The organism is Leptolyngbya sp. PL-A3, from assembly GCF_039962325.1.
In the GTDB taxonomy this organism is placed as follows: Bacteria; Cyanobacteriota; Cyanobacteriia; order Elainellales; family Elainellaceae; genus Vacuolonema.
Genome location: NZ_JAMPLB010000025.1, coordinates 19,139 through 37,759, shown reverse-complemented (window position 1 = coordinate 37,759; position 18,621 = coordinate 19,139). Strand labels below are relative to the sequence as shown.

The window sequence follows — 18,621 nt, the reverse complement described above, 5'->3', positions numbered from 1 at the left end:
CACGCATCAATCAGGCTCACGGGTCAGCAGCACGGCCCCGTAGCGATAGGGCGAGAGATATTGGTTAGCCAAGGCCTGTAGGGTTTCCGGTTGCAGACTCATGATCCGCTCGGGATAAATCATCGACAATTCAGGCCGGGCTATGGTGCCATAGTAGCCATACAAACCTGCCAGTTGACTGGAAGTTTCCGTTGAAAAGGCAAAGTCATTACACAACTGCCGCTGAATGCGGCGAAGTTCTTCAATGGAAACCAGGGTACTGCTCAGTTGGGAGAGACGATCGCCAATCAACGCTTCTACTTGTCCTAAATACTGAGGCTCTAACCAGGCGGTAATTGTAAATAGACTAGAATCCCTTTGAAGCGAGAAGCTACTGCCAATATCCTGAACCAATTGCCGCTCTTCCCGCAGCTCCCGCACTAAGCGAGACGTGCGTCCCCCCGCCAGCAAAACTGACAACAAGTCCAAACCATAGGCATCAGAGAGTTGATCCACACCCGGGCCAACCCAACCCAACATCAAACGAGCTAACTCCAGGCGGGGCAATTCCAGATGATTACGACGAACGCCAATGAGCGGAGGCTCAGCTTCGACTATGGCTTGGGGCACCGCTTGAGGCGGTTCAAAACCAGCAAAAACCTCTTCTAGCAAAGCCAGCGTGGCATCCCGTGGAACATCTCCCACCAGTACAACCGTCAGGTTTTGAGGCTGATAGTGCGCCCGATGAAAAGCTCGCATCTCTTCAGGGAGCATGCGCAGCAGGTGATTGGGAGTACCCAGCACCGATCGCCCGTAGGGATGGGACTGAAAAACCAACTCTGAGAGCGCCTGGTAACCTAGCCAGTCGGGATCATCTTCTGCCTGGCGAATTTCCTCCAGCACCACATCGCGTTCCCGCTCAAACTCATCGTCGGGAATAGCCGCGTGGAGCAGCAGCTCTGCCAAACAGGGCAGCGTTGCAGGCAAATGAGCGGCTGTTGTATTAATAAAGAAGTGGGCGTAGTCGTGGCTGGTGGCCGCGTTCGTGACGCCGCCGTGGCTCTCAATCACATAGTCAAAATAACCGGGGGGCATCTGGTCGGTGCCCTTGAAAATCATATGCTCTAGAAAGTGAGCCATGCCAGACCAGGCATCCGGTTCGGCGATCGCCCCGGCTTTGGCCCATACATCTACCGTCACCACAGGGGATGGCGTTTGTTGAAAAATTACCGTCAGACCATTTCGCAGGGTGTAGGTTTCTGCGGGAAACGGAGTGACGTAACGACGGGTTGATAAGTCTGCGAGTGTCAAGTCCAGGTCTGGTTCTGGTTATTTTTGTAATAGTAGCGTGTTTTTGGAGTGTGAGGGGCATCCTCACAGAAAGAGCCTTTATCCCTTGGGTAGATCGACTGATGACAGCGAAGCCAACCACTCCCAACCCTTTGACCCTGGAGCAAATGCGGCAGCAGTTTGACGCGGCCCCATACCCTAGAATTCCGCCCGAAGCCACCCCCGAAGGCAAGTACAACGATCTGTTTGTCAATAACATCGTGACGCCGTTTTACTTGCGCGATCGCCGGGTTGTTGATACCCAAGGTACGCTGATTTTAGATGCTGGATGTGGAACGGGTTACAAGGCATTGGTGTTGGCGATCGCCAATCCCGGAGCCAAAATCGTTGGGATTGATCTGTCAGAAAAATCCATCGATTTAGCTAAAAAACGGTTGGAATTCCACAAATTTGAAAATGTTGAATTCCACGCCATGTCGATCTACGACATCGCCGATTTAGGTCTGAAGTTTGACTACATCAACTGCGATGAAGTGCTGTATTTACTGCCTGATCCCTTAGGCGCATTTCAGGCATTACGCCGTGTGTTGTCACCGGGTGGCATTCTTCGGGCTAATCTGCATAGCCAATTGCAGCGGTTGGTTTATTACCGTGCTCAGGAGATGTTCCGTATGTTTGGGTTGATGGATGAGGCCCCCACAGAAGAGCATCGCCAAACGGTCATTGCCACTATGAAGAACTTGAAGGTGAACGTTGACCTGCGAGCACGGGGATGGGTTTCCAGTTGTGAACAGGACAACGACGATGGGCGAGAGCAGATCTTTGCCAATTTCCTGCTGTCTGGCGATCAAGGTTTTACGATTCCTGAGCTGTTCGACATGCTGGAGCAATCCGATTTAGAATTCCTCAGCATGCTGAACTGGCGACAGTGGGATGTGCAAGAGCTGTTTCAGAATGTCGACGAGTTGCCCGGCATGATTGGTATGGCCCTGGCAATGGCTAGTCCAGCCGAGCAGTTACGCCTGTACGAATTGCTCAACCCCGTTCATCGGCTCTTTGACTTTTGGTGCTATTCCACAGACACTCCTGATCCCGATCGTCCGGTTGAAGAATGGAGCGATGAGGACTGGCAAACGGCACGAGTGCATCTGCATCCTCAATTGCGCAGCAATGACGCGAAAGGCGAATTACTAAAATCCTTAGAAAATCAACAACCGTTTGATTTCGCTCAACTAATCGATTTACCGGCCAGAAGCGCTATCCCTGTAGATGGCATAGTAGCTGCTACCCTACTAAGCCTATGGGATGGCCCCCAGCCAATCCAGGCTCTCGTACAACGCTATAAGACACTTCATCCGGTTCACCCTGTGAGTTTGGTTCCCTTAACGGATGCTGAAGCATTTCAGGCTGTGCAAAATGCGCTCACCTACCTGGAACCATTCCTGTACGTCCTTTTAGAACGCCAGTAATCGCCTGTGTTACCGCTACGCTCAATATCTATGCAGCAAACGTTCCCATATGCTGTTTATTTTTGAAAAGCCGTGCGCCGTGCGGCTTTTCAAAAACTGATTTAACCTCAGTTCGGGTTAAGGGCTTTTTCGAGTGCCGCGCTTCGCGCGGCACTCGAAAAAGCCCATTATTGCGTGCGCATCGCGCACGCAATAATGGGCGGTTCGGCTTATCCCGAGCTGACGTTGATTTATGCAGAAGATCTACTGTTATAGCGGCGTGCAAATGCGTTAAGTACAAAAACGGTGGTGTAGGGCGCTTCGCGCCCTACACCACCGTACTGAATCAACACGCAAAGCGCTATATAGGACAAAAAGAGAGGGTAGGTGCTTGATACCTGCCCTCTCTTCGTCTTAATCAGAATGGTTATGAGTCTCGTTGATAGCCCATCAAGCGGTGATAGAGATATCAGTATTGTTCATGGCAGCGGCACCCTGCAAACGAACAATGAACGTTTGAGCCGTTGCCCCATTGCCATCCGGGTCAAAGAATAGATTGCCGGTTGAACGATTGTAGATAAACCGCTGACGAGCAGTGCGGGCAGAGGTTCCGAAGGTAAGTTGTGCGGTAGGCAGCTGGCCTACACGCAACGTATTCGTCACCGAAGCCGGAATCAAGGTTTGTAGCGTCCGCAGCGATATCTGCATGACATCCTTGGCCGAGTTGAAATCTTGAATAACATCACCTCGTGAGTTTGTTACTGCGGAGAGTATAAAGCGATCGCTACCCCCACCGCCATTCAGCACATCTCGGCCAATTCCTCCAGTTAATTGGTCATTGCCGGTGCCACCTAACAAAGTGTCAACGCCACGACCACCCACCAGTATGTCATTTCCCCCACGACCGTCCAGGCGGTTAACAGAGGCATTTCCAGTAATACGGTTGGTTACTGCATTGCCAAAACCATTCCGGGCTGGGCCGAGCAAAATTAGGTTTTCCTGGTTCGGGATTAGGCTGTAATTCACACTCGACTGAATTTGGTCGGTTCCCTCATTCACTGTCTCGACCACCACATCCAGCAGGCTGTCCACGATATAGACGTCGTTGCCAGCCCCGCCCCCGAGGGTGTCATTGCCAGCGCCACCATTCAACGTGTCGTTGTCGGCTCCGCCCCTGAGGGTGTCATTTCCAATGCCGCCATCCAACGTGTCGTTGCCAACTTCACCGCTAAGGGTGTCGTTGCCAGCGCCACCATTCAACGTGTCGTTGCCGGCTCCGCCCCCGAGGGTGTCATCCCCAGTGCCGCCATCCAACGTGTCGTTACTAGCTTCACCACCAAGGGTGTCATTCCCGGCTCCACCATCCAACGTGTCACTGCCAGCTCCGCCCGTCAGATCATCATCCCCACCTAAACCGCTGAGGCTAGCGCTACCCTCACCACCAACAAACACATCATTGCGAACATTACTACCGAGCATCTGGGAGGTTCCCTGGAAGCCCGTTAAATCAAAGTTCTCAAAGTTGAAAATCTGGGTTTCAGGATCGATGCCTGTTACCTGGTTAGTCGCCAATCCAACATTCACCGCCAGGCTACCCGTCCCGCTGGAGATATGTAGCGTATCAACACCTTCTCCACCATCCAGGCGATCGTCCTGTTGCAAGTTTTCTAGCGTCGAGGTCACCAGGTCGTCACCGGCCAACGCCGTCAACAGATCCGTACGAGCTGTAGTGATGAGCGAGGGATCATCTCCAGCCGTTCCCTGAATAGGATTCGTCAAGGAGGGAATTAGCTGCGTGGTAACCGACGTATTGGTATTTACCCCGTCATCCAACACAAACACCAGCGTGCGTGGGTCATCGCCAGGAACACTAATGGTGTTGTTGTAGGTAACCGTCTTGAGAACTTTCAGGTAGTCTGCCAAAGAGGCATTACCCGTTAATGTGAGTGCCCCTGTTGCTTCATAGGTAGCCCGAATATTCGTACCGCTCACATCAACCATCAGTACTTCATCTGGCGTGTTAAGCGGATTGGAGATCGCAACCAGAGCTGAAACTAAATTGGTACTATCACTGTCCGTCAAGGTTGCAGCATCAGACACCACTCGCACGGGTATTCCAGGGGTGAAGGGAGCCGTATAGTTGACTCCGGTTTCAGCACCATTCAGATCCAGCACGGGAGCATTGGCATTACCAGCATTGTCTTGGCGATCGAGTACCGTGATGGTAAAAGTGTTGTCAATGCTATTGCCCTGGAGATCCGTCGCCCTCACCTGGACACTGTAGTTTGCCTTAGTTTCAAAATCAGGTGACGCAATAATGCGCAACTGATTACCCACAATTTGGAAGGCTGAGTTGTCATTCCCTTGCCCATCTACCAGGGTGTAGGTAATCGACTCACCTGGGTCTGGGTCAGCCGCCACGAGCGTACCAACAACACTGCCAGCGGGTACGTTCTCGGCAATGCTGGTGCTGCTTAAGGTGAGGTTGGTGGGTGCACTCGTTTCCTGGCGATCGAGCACCGTAATGGTAAATAGCTCTTCCCGGCTCAAGTTCCCACTATCCGTTGTGCGGATACGGATGGTGTAGGAGTTCTTGGTTTCGTAGTCGGGAATGGTAGTGATCTGAAGCGTGTTGTTGACAATGGCAAAACTCGCCGTATCCAATCCGGGCTCGTCTACCAGGGTGTAGGTAAAGGTATCACCTGTGTCGAGGTCGCTGGTAATCAGGGTGCCAACCGTGCTACCAGCAGGGGAGTTTTCGGCGATCGCCGTCGACGTCAGATTAATATCTGTCGGAGTTCGATTTTCGGGTAGGTCATTGACCGAGATGATGAAATCTTCGTCGTAGGTCAGCCCGTTTGGATCTTGTACCCGCACCTTGATGCGGTACAGAGATTTGGTTTCATAGTCTGGGCGAACCGCCATCTGCAGTTCATTCCCCACAATGCTGAAGGCACTAGTGTCATAGCCCGCAGCATTCACCAGGCTAAACGTGAATCCATTATTGCCATCGGGGTCAGTGGCACTCAAAGTACCGACCACAGCACCAGGATTGACATTCTCATCAATGCGATTTGCACTTAAGGCAATATCGTTAGGAGGCAAGCCCTCAGATAAGTTATTCACAGTTATCGTCACCACTTCATCGTACGTGTTGTTACCTTGATCCGTAGCGCGCAGGCGAATACTATAGCTCGACCTGGTTTCGAAGTCAGGCGAGGCATTGATCCGCAATCGGTTGCCGACAATCGTAAACGCACCATTATTTGCGTCCCCATCTCCCGGCACTAACGAAAAAGTGAGGCTGTCGTTGGGTTCAGCATCAACACCTCTAAGGGTTGCAACTTCAGTACCTGCGACAACATTCTCATTGACCGCAGTACTACTTAAGATGATGTCCGTTGGAGCCAACTCATAAACAATATCCGTGACGTTGATGGTTAACGTCTTATCAAAAAAGTTCCCGCCCTGATCGGTCGCGCGTAAGGTGATATTGTAGCTAGATTTTGCTTCAAAGTTGGGAGAGGCATTAATCTTCAACTGCGTTCCGGTCAGGGTAAATGCACCATTGTCACCAACACTAGTTAGCAAGCTAAAGGTGAGACTGTCTCCTGCATTCGTTTCTGGATCGTCTCCCGAAACTGTGCCAACGACGGTACCGGGAGGGACATTCTCCAATACAGATGTAGGCGTCAGGGCAATATTCGTTGGAGCCAACTCATACGCAACGTTGGTGACGTTAATAGTAAACGTCTCCTCATAAGTGTTATTGCCCCGATCGGTTGCTCTCAGGCGAATACTATAGCTGGGTCTTGTTTCAAAGTCAGCAGAACCCTTGAGAACAAGCTGGTTGTTAACAATGTTGAAATCTCCATTGTTCAAATCGCCAGGTACGAGACTAAAAGTCAGAGTATCCCCCGTATCCGGATCGACACCCGTAATCGTCCCAATAACGGCATTCGCACCAGCATTTTCAGCAACCGTTGTCGAGCTCAAGAGAATATCCGTTGGTAGCCGATCAAACGGATTATCGGTAACCGAGATGGTGAATTCCTTATCAAAGGTATTCGAGCCTATATCCGTAGCTCGTAGGAGGATACGATAGCTTGACTTCATCTCAAAATCAGCAGAGGCATTGATAACCAGCTGATTATTGACGATGCTAAAGTCTCTGTTATCGAAAGAACCAGACACCAAACTGAATGTTAGAGAATCACCAGGTTCAGGGTCGGTACCGGTAATCGTTCCAACTACGGCATTTGCACCTGCATTCTCAGCAATCGTCGTAGAACTGAGGGAAATTCCGGTTGGTGAAACATCAAACAAGTTATTCACCGTTACGGTGAAGTCTTGGTCGTAGGTGTTGCCGCCCCTATCCGTTGCTCGCACCCGAATACTATACGTGGGCTTTGTTTCAAAGTTAGGAGACTCAGCAATCTGAAGGTTGCCATTTGTCAGCGTAAAGGCGGCATTGTCCCCAAAGTTAGTCACCAGGCTATAGGTCAGGATGTCTCCGGGTTCGGGGTCCGTGCCTTCTACGGTACCCACCGAGCTACCTATGGGTTGGTTTTCTGTGATGCTTGTGCCAACCAATCTCAGCTCTGTAGGACGCAGATCGAACAAGTTATTCACCTGAATGGTGAATTCCTTATCAAACGTGTTATTGCCCGCATCGGCTACCCGCAGGAGAATCCTGTAGCTGCTTCTCGTCTCAAAGTCCGGAGAGGCATTAATTTGCAGTTTATTACCGACAACGGTAAAGGATGCATTATCCAAAGAATTGGGTACGAGACTGAAGGTGAAGCTATCCCCTACATCGGGGTCAACAGCACCGAGGGTGGCGATCGCCGTATTCGCTCCCACGTTCTCATTCACCGTTGTTGAGTCTAGGGTGATGTCAGTGGGGCTTTGCTCAGAGAGGCGATCGTTGACGGCAATGGTAAATACCTGATCATAGATATTTCCCCCTCGATCCGTTGCCCGCAGGTTGATGGTGTAACTCGTCTTGTTTTCATAGTCTGGCGAAACCAGAATTTGCAATTGGTTGCCTACCACTGCAAAGCTGGCATTATCATTGGTACCGCCCGATGGGAGACTGAAGGTCAAGGCGTCGCCCTTTGCCAACTCTGGGTCAAGGCCTGTAATCGTTCCAACTACCGTATTGATGGGCGCATTCTCATTCACGGTAGTCCCACTCAGCGTAATGCTGGTCGGAGCATCCTCAAACAGGTCATTCACCGAGATGGTGAAGTTCTGTTCGTAGGTGTTGTTTCCTGCATCCGTTACTTTCAAACGGATGTTGTAGCTCGGCTTTACTTCAAAGTCGGGGCGAGTCGTGATGACAAGCTGATTTCCGTTGACGCTGAAAAAGGCATTGTCACCCGTGTTGTCTGCCAGACTGTAGGTCAGCGTATCTCCCGCTGTTGTTTCAGGATCCGTTCCCGTAATGGTAGCGACGGGCGTGTTTACTGCCACATTCTCATCCACACGGGTTTTATCGAGAGACAGTCCCGTCGGTGCAACCTCAAACTGCACATCGGTAACATTGATGGTGAAATCTTCCGTGTAGGTGTTGTTCCCCCGATCCGTCGCCACAATACGAATGCTGTAACTAGACTTCGACTCGTAGTTGGGAGAACCAACAATTTTGAGTTCCCCGTTCACTAGAGTAAAGGCAGCGTTATCCCCAAATTCGGGGGCCAGAGTAAAGGTGAGGGCATCTCCTCCATCCCCAACTTCCACATCCGTTCCTGTCACGGTAGCAACTGTCGACCCTGCTACTACATTCTCGACAACACTGGTTCTATCTAGCTGAATATCCGTCGGTGCCAGCTCGAACGGCGTATTGATGACGTTGATGGTGAACGTTTGGGTAAGGGTATTGCCCCCCAAATCTGTTGCCAGAATGTTGACGCTGTAGCTGGACTTCGCCTCGAAGTCAGGCGATGCAATCAGGTGAAGTTCTCCATTCACCAGAGTGAAGAGGTCGTTATCAGCCACTCCTGACTGCAAGCTAAAGGTCAGGCGATCGCCCTTAGCCGTTTCCGGATCAGCACCCGTTACAGCACCAATCAATGTATTAGGAGCCGCGTTCTCATTCACCGTATTCCCGCTCAGCGTAATGCTGGTCGGAGCATCCTCAAACAGATCATTCACCGAGATGGTGAAGTTCTGTTCGTAGGTGTTGTTTCCTGCATCCGTTACTTTCAAACGGATGTTGTAGCTCGGCTTCGCTTCAAAGTCGGGGCGACTCGTGATGATAAGCTGATTCCCGTTGACGCTGAAAAAGGCGTTGTCACCCGTGTTGTCTGCCAGACTGTAGGTCAGCGTATCTCCCGCTGTTGTTTCAGGATCCGTTCCTGTAATAGTAGCGACCGGTGTATTCGCTGCTACATTCTCATCCACACGGGTTTTATCGAGAGACAGTCCCGTCGGTGCAACCTCAAACTGCACATCGGTGACATTGATGGTGAAATCTTCCGTGTAGGTGTTGTTCCCCCGATCCGTCGCCACAATACGAATGCTGTAGCTGGACTTCGACTCGTAGTTGGGAGAACTAACAATTTTGAGTTCCCCGTTCACTAGAGTAAAGGCAGCGTTATCCCCAAATTCGGGGGCCAGGGTAAAGGTGAGGGCATCTCCTCCATCCCCAACTTCCACATCCGTTCCTGTCACGGTAGCAACTGTCGACCCTGCTACTACATTCTCGACAACACTGGTTCTATCTAGCTGAATATCCGTCGGTGCCAGCTCGAACGGCGTATTGATGACGTTGATGGTGAACGTTTGGGTAAGGGTATTGCCTCCCAGATCCGTTGCCAGAATGTTGACGCTGTAGCTGGACTTCACCTCGAAGTCAGGCGATGCAATCAGGTGAAGTTCTCCATTCACCAGAGTGAAGAGGTCGTTATCAGCCACTCCTGACTGCAAGCTAAAGGTCAGGCGATCGCCCTTAGCCGTTTCCGGATCAGCACCCGTTACAGCACCAATCAATGTATTAGGAGCCGCGTTCTCATTCACCGTATTCCCACTCAGCGTAATGCTGGTTGGAGCCTCTTCAAATAGGTCGGTTACCGAAATCGTGAAATCTTTGTCATACGTGTTGCTCGCCGCGTCTGTAACCCGTAATCGGATGCTATAGCTCGGCCTCACTTCGAAATCCGGTGAATCGTTAATTCGAAGTTTATCGTTGAGGATATTGAATAATGTATTATCACCAAAGTCAGGCGCGAGGCTGTAGGTCAGGCTCTCTCCCGCATCCGGGTCAAAGCCAGTGATAGTTGCGACAACCGTATTAGCCGGAACGTTCTCGTTGACATTGGTTGTGTCGAGACGCAGATCCGTAGGGCGAGACTCAAACGGAACGTCTGTAACGTTAATCGTCAATTCCTGTTCGGAGCTATTGTTACCTCGATCCGTCGCCTGTACAAGAATGCGATAGCTACTTTTAGTCTCGTAGTCAGGAGATGCAACAATCTTCAACTGGCCATTGACCAACGTAAAGGCGGAATTATCCAAAGCCCCATCTACCAGAGTAAAGGTGATGGAATCGCCATTCGCCGTCTCTGGGTCGGTTGCCGTTATGGTTCCTACAGCAGTACCAGCAGCAACATTCTCCACAACCGTCGAGGGGTCTAGATTAATTGCTGTTGGAGCGATCTCAAACGGAACATCAACAACACTGATGGTGAAATCTTCGGTATAGGTTTTCCCACCCTGGTCCGTTGCTAGCACTCGAATGCTATAGCTCTGTTTATCCTCAAAATTGGGAGAGGTATTAATTTTGAGTTGCCCATCCGAGAGAGTAAAGGCTGCATTATCCCCAAACTCGGGCACCAAACTGAAAGTGAGAACATCACCCAAGGCTGTTTCAGGGTCAGAACCTGTCACATTCGCCACTAGTGTACCAACTGTGACATTCTCATTGACGCTCAGAGAATCTAGATTGATGTCCGTTGGCGGCAGTTCAAATCGATCATTGACATCAATAACAACGGCTTCTTCATAAATATTGCCGCCCTGGTCTATGACTTGTAAACGAATTTTGTAACTGGATTTCGCTTCAAAGTCAGGTGATGTGCGAATTCTTAACTCATTATTGACGATTTGAAATGCTGCGTTGTCATCACTATCAACGCCTGGAACCAGGGAGAAAGTGAAGGAATCGCCGGGCTCTGAATCTTCCGCACCCAGGAGGGCAACCACCGTGTTACCAGGTACATTCTCATCCACAGTGAGGCTTGACAGCGTAATATCTGTGGGAGCAACTTCAAATGGCGAGTTGACAACACGAATTTCAAAAATCTCGTCGTAGGTATCGATCCCATCCGTTACCTGAACTTTGACTTTGTAGAAAGGCTTAAACTCAAAATTCGGTGTTTCTGTCAGCCTGAGTTCATTTCCGACAATTGTGAATGCCTCTGCATCAAGGCCAAGTCCACTGATCAGGGTGAAACTCAAGCCATCAGCGGTAGTATTGGGATCTTTTGCGCTTAGCGTACCAACCACAGTACCAACCGCAACGTTTTCATTCACAGCCGGCAGCCCCTGAATCAGGGCAACGGGCGCCAAATCAATATCAGTAGGAGCGTTGGCAGATGCTCGACCAAAACGCTGACCATAAACCCCATAGCTTAGGCTAGGATTGCTATCTTGTAGCGAGGACCAGACCACAACAAAATCTGATTCTGCGTCAATGGCTACCGATGGGTATTCTTGATTATTAAATGTGTAAGTATTGGCTCGGATTTCAGGTCCTTGAGCGGTCCCAAATTCGTTGTAGCGACGCACAACAACGGCCGTACCATTCGCGTCGCCTTCCTGTGATGTACCGGACCAGGAAATAACAAAGGAATCTCCATCCCGTTCATAGGAAACGGTTGGGTAGTTTTGATCTCCAATAACGGTATCGTTGGCTCGCTGATCCGTTGCATCGAGGGCATTACCACTACTATCAAATCGACGGTAATAGATACCATTTGCATTAGTATCTTGATTTGCGCTGGCCCAAGCTACAACAAAGTTGCCGTCTTGATCCATCGAAACACTTGGATTTCGCTGGTTGCTGTTGGTTTCAACATTAATTCTGAACTCATCCCCCACCGGGGCACCTGAAGCATCAAACCGTTGGCCATAAACTCCGTCACCGGAATCATCCTGGCCACTACTAGTCCAAACCACGACATAATTGCCGTTCTGAGCCATAGCAACACTGGAAAGTTGCTGATTGCCATCGGTCGTGGTGTTGAGAATGGTGTTAGTCCCAACCTGGGTGCCGTTGGTTGCTTCAAAACGGGCCGCATAAATATCGTTGCCACTTCCCCCACCGGTCCATGTGATGACAAAATCGCCATCGGCATCCATAGCTACGCTGGGTTGATCTTCGTTGAAAGTTGTTGTGGCTACTTGGATCTCCGTACCTAGAGGAACACCTGTTCGGCTGAACCGCTGAGCATAAATCCCGTAACTCTCAGGCCCAGCAATAGCAGTATTATTGTCATCCTGAAAGCTTCTCCAAACGACGACAAAATCGCCGTTATCATCCATTGCAACAGATGCCAGCCGTTGATCATTCGCAGTTGTCGTGTTAACCCGAATTTCCCCAGGAGCGTCAGGGAGAGGATTGCCTGCACTGTCAAACAGGCGAACATAGATACCATTTGCATCACCATCCTGACCGTTACTCGTCCAAGCGACAACGTAATTGCCAGAGCGATCGCTCGCGATCGCCCTTGGTGTATAAGAAGGTATTGCCCCAGGATTGGTTCGCTGGCTACGGGCGGTGGTAATGTTAACCTGAAATTCGCTGCCTTGAGGGTTACCAGACATGGGAGGTTCTCGCTAGTCGTTGAATGGGCGGGATAGAGAAGAGTCAGTCGGCGAATCCAAAATCTGGTGGCTAAGGTGGAGCCAGCCCGAAAGGATGGAGATTGTCTGTGCTGTGCTTCAAGGCGAGAGGATTATCCCTAAAGGCATGACTGCCGACACAGCATAACCCAGAGAAAAAGACAGGAATCACACAAATGCAGTGCCTCTTCATCTGGAGGTAAGTTGCTTGCAGGTCGTAGGCGCCAACGTAAATACCTGCGATGGGGCGGAGCAGGCCAAAATCTTTATTTATTTGCCTGGAGGTCCGGCTTCCAGACTTCTGAACAACCAATCGATTGGAGGGCATCGTTTCAAATGTGGAACTCCAACCTAAACGCAGCTGAAGCACACTACCCATCCAACTAAAAATTGGGCCAGGAAACACCGGGCCAGACATAGGTAAAATCGCTACTCGGGAGTGGTTGCTCAAGGATGCATCCCCACTGTCTATAAAACAGCCCGTTGCTGGGCTGAGGACCATCAAAGTAATCTGAAAACAACCAAAATTGGTTTCGCGAGTTTTCAGAGGCCAAGGGCCACCTCAACAACCGACCAGAACAACTCTATACGTTCTGAAAACTGTCGGCCAAGAGCTCAAGAATGGACCATCTCGTCAGTGAGCCTACCCACAATACGAACAAAACTTATCAGTAATTATGCGGAGTATTATTAGCCGAGGTTTCTAGCAACATCCCAGCTAACAGAACGGTAAGCAGCAAGAAGTGGCTAACTTTACATAGACAAAGCCTGTGCAAAACTAGCCACTTCTGTTTGTTTTAACTGATGCGGATGGAGGGACTTGAACCCACACTTCTTACGAAACTAGAACCTAAATCTAGCGCGTCTACCAATTCCGCCACATCCGCAGGCCACTCGGTTAACCATAATAGCAGAGGTGATTCACCCTCACCAGCATTTTCTCAAATTCTATTGGCAATTCTCATTCAACATGTTGAAAAATGCTGACGAAACTGGGAAGGGGGGAGAGCGATCGCCCAAACAAATGAGAATTAGTCTCAATAGTATTGACATAGATTTTCAACAAGGCCTATGATTCTACTCAAGTGTTCTCCTCTCAAGGATCGGCAGATGGAGTTGGCCTCTGGGCTAACTCCATTTTTCTTACTTTCCTCAGTACAGAACAAAAATTTGACCCCTCTCAAAACCAGATTTTGTCTTGTCCTGAGAGAGTTGACACGCAGTAACACGCTAGTAGTGTTCTAGACGTATGTGGTGAGAGGGGCACTTTGTACCCCTCTCACCACATACCATCCACATGGCTGAAACCTGACCAGGTGTCCATACAATCGGGGTTTTCAGAAAACGGATAAGGTATTGTTACCTGCACTCCGATACACTAAATAATGAGATTTCTTACAGGCTTTCCACGAATCGAATGACGGCTTCCTCCACACGTGCTTTTTCTAGCCCGGATGCATCATCCGCCTCGCGTTTCCCCTCAGGCTCCGAGTTTGATGTCATTGTCGTCGGCTCAGGTATCGGTGGCTTGGTAACAGCTACCCAGCTAGCTGCTAAGGGAGCTCAGGTATTGGTTTTGGAGCGTTACTTAATTCCCGGTGGCAGTGCCGGTTATTTTGAGCGCCAGGGCTACCGATTTGATGTAGGAGCCTCGATGATTTTTGGGTTTGGCACCCAAGGCACTACTAACCTGTTAACCCGTGCTTTAGATGCCGTTAACGTTTCCATCGAAACGATTCCAGACCCAGTGCAAATTCATTACCACCTTCCTGGAGACTTGGACTTAAAAGTCCATCGGGACTATGAGAATTTCTTGCAAGAGTTAATTTCCCACTTTCCCCATGAAGCCCAGGGTATTCGTCAGTTCTACGATGAGTGCTGGGCCGTTTTCAACTGCTTAAATGTGATGGATCTGCTATCCCTGGAAGAACCTCGCTACCTGACACGGGTATTTTTCCAGCATCCCTTCGCCTGTTTAGGGTTGGTGAAATACTTACCCCAGAATGTAGGGGATATTGCCCGTCGCTACATTACAGACCCGGATCTTCTGCGGTTTATTGACATGGAGTGCTACTGCTGGTCAGTAGTTCCTGCCGATCGCACTCCCATGATTAATGCTGGGATGGTGTTTAGCGATCGCCACTATGGCGGCATCAACTACCCCAAGGGCGGCGTCGGCCAGATTGCCCAAAAGCTCGTGGAGGGATTGGAAAAGGCAGGCAGCCATATTCAATACCGCTCACGGGTAGTAGAAATTGTGATGGAGGGCGATCGCGCAGTCGGTGTGCGGCTGGCCTCTGGAGAGGAGTACCGCGCCAAGCGGGTTGCCTCTAATGCAACCCGTTGGGACACGTTTGAGGGATTGCTACCCAAAGGCAAGCGCCCTGCCACTGAAACCCGATGGCAACAGCGCTACCAAAAATCTCCCAGTTTCTTCAGCCTCCATATGGGGGTACGCGCTGATGCCTTACCCCCCAGCACCGAATGTCACCACATTCTTCTGGACGATTGGGAACAGCTAGAAGCCCCTCATAGTACCGTTTTTGTTTCTATTCCCACGCTCCTCGACCCTGATTTGGCTCCACCGGGCCACCATATCCTCCATGTATTTACCCCCAGTTGGATGGAAGATTGGCAGGGGCTTGATACCCAGGAATATCGTCAGAAAAAAGAAGACCTGGCGGACCAGTTGGTGCAACGCCTGGAGCGGATTTTCCCTGGAGTCGGGGCAGGGCTGGATTATCAGGAAGCGGGTACCCCCCGCACCCACCGTCGTTTCCTGGGCCGCATTGATGGCACTTACGGTCCTATTCCAAGTCGTAAGTTGCTGGGCCTGTTAGGCATGCCCTTCAACCGCACAGCCGTACCTGGGCTTTACTGCGTGGGAGACAGCACATTTCCTGGCCAGGGGCTTAATGCTGTAGCCTTTTCTGGCTTTGCCTGCGCTCACCGGATCGCCGTGGACTTAGGGTTTTAAGCCCGCCATAGCACCCCCAAGCAATTTGTAGAGTGGTTTTGAAAGATGGGCTATCCTTACCCCATTTCTTAAAGACCATCTAGAAGTCCTATATCCATTCAGCCTGATTAACCTCAGTTCGGGATAAGCTGAAGTGCTCATTTTGGCGTGCGCAAAGCGCACGCCAAAATGAGCGTTTTCGAGTGCCGCGCGTTGCGCGGCACTCGAAAACGCCCTTAACCCGACCTCAGGTTGATTAGGGCACTTTTTTGAAAAGCCATGCAGTGCGCGGCTTTTCAAAAAAGTGTCTGGTTGAACGCGTAGGGCTATAGCTAGAACACTCCCACAAAACCAACACTTCAAGCGGAACAGATGCGAGGTTTCAAGCGAGAAGCTTCCCGAACCAGCATTTTTTCTGCCAGGTGAACTGGAACTGGTTTAGAAAACAAAAATCCCTGACCAAATTCACAACCAAGGCTACGGAGCTGATTGATTTGCTGCAATGTCTCAACTCCCTCGGCCGTTACCTGAATGTTCAGGGCATGGGAAAGGGAAATGATACTTCGGACAATCTCCAGCACCTCGTGCCGCGTTGTCATAGCGCGCACAAAGGATTGATCAATCTTCAGCGTGTCTAAAGGGAACAAATGCAGGTAGCTGAGGGATGAATAGCCCGTACCAAAGTCGTCAATACTGAGCCTAAGTTGACGAGATTTTAATGCTTCTAGCACCTGAGCTACCCGATTACCCATCTTCATAATGGCTGTTTCTGTAAGCTCCAGCTTTAAACGGTGAGGGGTAACCTGAGTTTCCAACAGAATTTGGTCAACTTGTTCAAGAAAGTTGGGATGGAAGAGCTGAGCCACAGAAATGTTGATACTCAGGGTGAATTCCGCAAGCTCTGGAAACTGTCGTTGCCATTGCCTCAACTGCTGGCAAGCTTGACGTAAAATCCAGAACCCAAGAGGCATAATAAACCCTGTCTCTTCCGCTAAAGAAATGAATTCAGCAGGAGGCACAGAACCCCAGTTTGGATGCTCCCAACGAACTAGAGCTTCAAAGCCGATAATGTGGTGATTGGATAGGGAGACGATAGGCTGGTAATGCAGCGAAAACTCCTGCCGTTCTAGAGCAAGACGCAATTCTCCATCTAAGGCAAGCCGACGAAAAGCGGCCTCTTGCATAGCAGGCTGAAAGATGACGTAGTTACTGTATCCCTGGCGTTTGGCCTCGTGCATAGCAGAATCAGCCGCTTGCAGCATAGTCTCTGTACTACCTGTCATATGAGTGCTAAGCAAGATGCCAATGTTGGCATTTACAAAAATTTCTCGCTCCTCCAGGTGAAACGGCTGAGCAATTTCTGCCAGCACCTTTTCTGCGAAGTAGATGGCTTCGTTAAAGTGCTCCAGGGATTCCAGCAAGATGATGAATTCACTGAGGCTGCCAGTCCGTGCGAGGATGGCGGCTTCTGGTAGAATTTGCTGCAACCGATAGGCGATCGCCACCACCAAATCATCTGCAAAATCGGCTCCCAAAATGTACTTGATGTCTTCAATACGACTGACATCTAAATACAACAGAGCAAACAGGGGAGCATGACTGCGGTGGGGTGATGGCATTAACGCCTGCAACCGACGCAGCAGCAACGCTCGTCTCGGAAGTCCGGTCAGTGCATCATAAAAAGCCGGCCGGCGCAGTCGATCCTCGACCTCTTTCTTTTCGGTGACATCCTGAGCGATCCCAATCAAGCCACGAATTTGCCCAGTTCGAGTGCACCAGGGCAGCTTGGTTGATGCAATTAGGGGTTGCTGTAAAGCCGGGTGAACGGGTTCTACAAAATCACACGCAACCCCCATGTGGATTACCTGCTGATCCGTTAGCTGATGATGAGCAGCGATTTCTGCTCCAAACAACTCCTCATCTGTTTTTCCTAGAATTGCCTCTGGAGCGTGTTGAAGGAGTTGAGCAGCCTGAGCATTGACGAGCACGTAGCGGCCTTGAAGGTTTTTGATGTAGATGGCATCTTTTGTACTTTCAATAACCGCTTGTAGGAGGTCATTACGATTAGTAATCGCCCGCTTTTGACGCGCTATTAGAAAACAGAGAAAACTTGCGTTAAACAGAACAAAGCCACAGCTTTGTAAGAAATCGCAGACGAGAAACCAGATTTCCTGCGTGAAGGACTGCTTCACGAGAAAGCTAGATGCAGGAAACCACAGACCTGTAACGAGGATATAAGTTGCAATGAGTGGACTGATGCGAAACCAACGGGAAACACAAGGGGAAGCCATGATTGGCTGAAATATCTGTTAGCTATAGCATTAGCATAGATTTTCCTTACACGAGCTACAGCCCTGAGAACACGGATAGGCGATAGTGCTTACCGTGAAGATTGTGTGAGTCGGCTTTGCCCGTAGGGACAGAGATCTAACACTGCACAGCGCTGACAGGCTGGGTTGCGATAGTAGCAACATTTTTGGCCGTGAAGCATGAGCACTTCATGGTTGTCGTAGACTTGCTGGCCGTCCCAATCGGGTGGCAATTGGGCGAACAATAGAACGTGGGAGGGGCCAACAGCAATATGGGAGGGAATCAGAGCTAGTCGTTGGGCGACCCGATGATGGTGGCTGTCTACAGGTAGAGCAGGGCGCTGCAAGGTGCTAAAGCAGAGTACGGCTGCGCTGGTTTTGGGCCCAACCCCTGGGAGTTCTTCCAGCCAGGCTCGCGCGGCAGGCACCGACAAATCCTCTAGAAAATCCAGGGAAAGCTCTCCTCGTCGCTCCGTAATTTTCTGAAGCACTTGCTTTAATCGAGGAGCCTTTTGCTCCGGCCACGTACAGGGGGCGATCGCGGCCTGAATTGCCGCCACATCCCCATCCCGCACCGCTTCCCAGGTCTCGAATTGCTGACGCAGTTGGCGAAATGCCTGCCCGGACGATCGATTCGTTGTGCGATGGGAAAGCAGGGCTGAAACCAGCTCGCTTAATGGATCTGAATCATGATGAAAGTAGGGGATAGGGCAACCATAAACCTGGCAGAGGCGGTCATGAATCAACATTGCCTTCTGGTGAAGGGCTTCGGGGGTTGAGGCAGAGAGCAACG

Annotated in this window: 6 protein-coding genes and 1 tRNA gene; 2 read left to right on the top strand and 5 right to left on the bottom strand. The window is 50.4% G+C overall.

All coding sequences use genetic code 11. The annotated features are described in order from the left end of the window. Positions 1-6: 6 nt before the first annotated feature. On the bottom strand, positions 7-1,290 hold the full coding sequence (locus tag NDI52_RS18760; protein WP_190772257.1) for a pitrilysin family protein: 1,284 nt from the start codon (positions 1,288-1,290) through the stop codon (positions 7-9). Between the two features lie 101 nt (positions 1,291-1,391). On the opposite strand from NDI52_RS18760, the gene NDI52_RS18755 reads away from it, so the two are divergent. After that, positions 1,392-2,738 (top strand): class I SAM-dependent methyltransferase, encoded by a 1,347-nt coding sequence (locus NDI52_RS18755; protein WP_190772258.1) that lies wholly within the window; start codon positions 1,392-1,394, stop codon positions 2,736-2,738. A 429-nt stretch (positions 2,739-3,167) separates the two neighbouring features. Here the strand turns inward: NDI52_RS18755 and NDI52_RS18750 are convergent, their stop codons facing one another. Together NDI52_RS18750 and NDI52_RS18745 are read right to left on the bottom strand one after the other, a co-directional pair. Beyond that, on the bottom strand, positions 3,168-12,545 hold the full coding sequence (locus NDI52_RS18750) for a cadherin domain-containing protein (RefSeq protein ID WP_348256490.1): 9,378 nt from the start codon (positions 12,543-12,545) through the stop codon (positions 3,168-3,170). Between the two features lie 823 nt (positions 12,546-13,368). Beyond that, positions 13,369-13,450: transfer RNA gene (locus tag NDI52_RS18745), tRNA-Leu, on the bottom strand. Between the two features lie 530 nt (positions 13,451-13,980). Here NDI52_RS18745 and crtH point away from each other — a divergent pair. Next, on the top strand, positions 13,981-15,540 hold the full coding sequence (gene crtH, locus NDI52_RS18740; RefSeq protein WP_190789400.1) for a carotenoid isomerase: 1,560 nt from the start codon (positions 13,981-13,983) through the stop codon (positions 15,538-15,540). A gap of 338 nt (positions 15,541-15,878) precedes the next feature. Here the strand turns inward: crtH and NDI52_RS18735 are convergent, their stop codons facing one another. Both NDI52_RS18735 and NDI52_RS18730 read right to left on the bottom strand, forming a co-directional pair. After that, positions 15,879-17,810 carry an EAL domain-containing protein gene (locus NDI52_RS18735; RefSeq protein WP_190772261.1) on the bottom strand — a complete coding sequence of 644 codons (1,932 nt, stop codon included), beginning with the start codon at positions 17,808-17,810 and terminating at the stop codon, positions 15,879-15,881. Between the two features lie 89 nt (positions 17,811-17,899). After that, positions 17,900-18,577: a Fe-S cluster assembly protein HesB gene (locus NDI52_RS18730; protein WP_190772284.1), complete on the bottom strand. Its 678-nt coding sequence runs from the start codon at positions 18,575-18,577 to the stop codon at positions 17,900-17,902. Positions 18,578-18,621 lie beyond the last annotated feature (44 nt).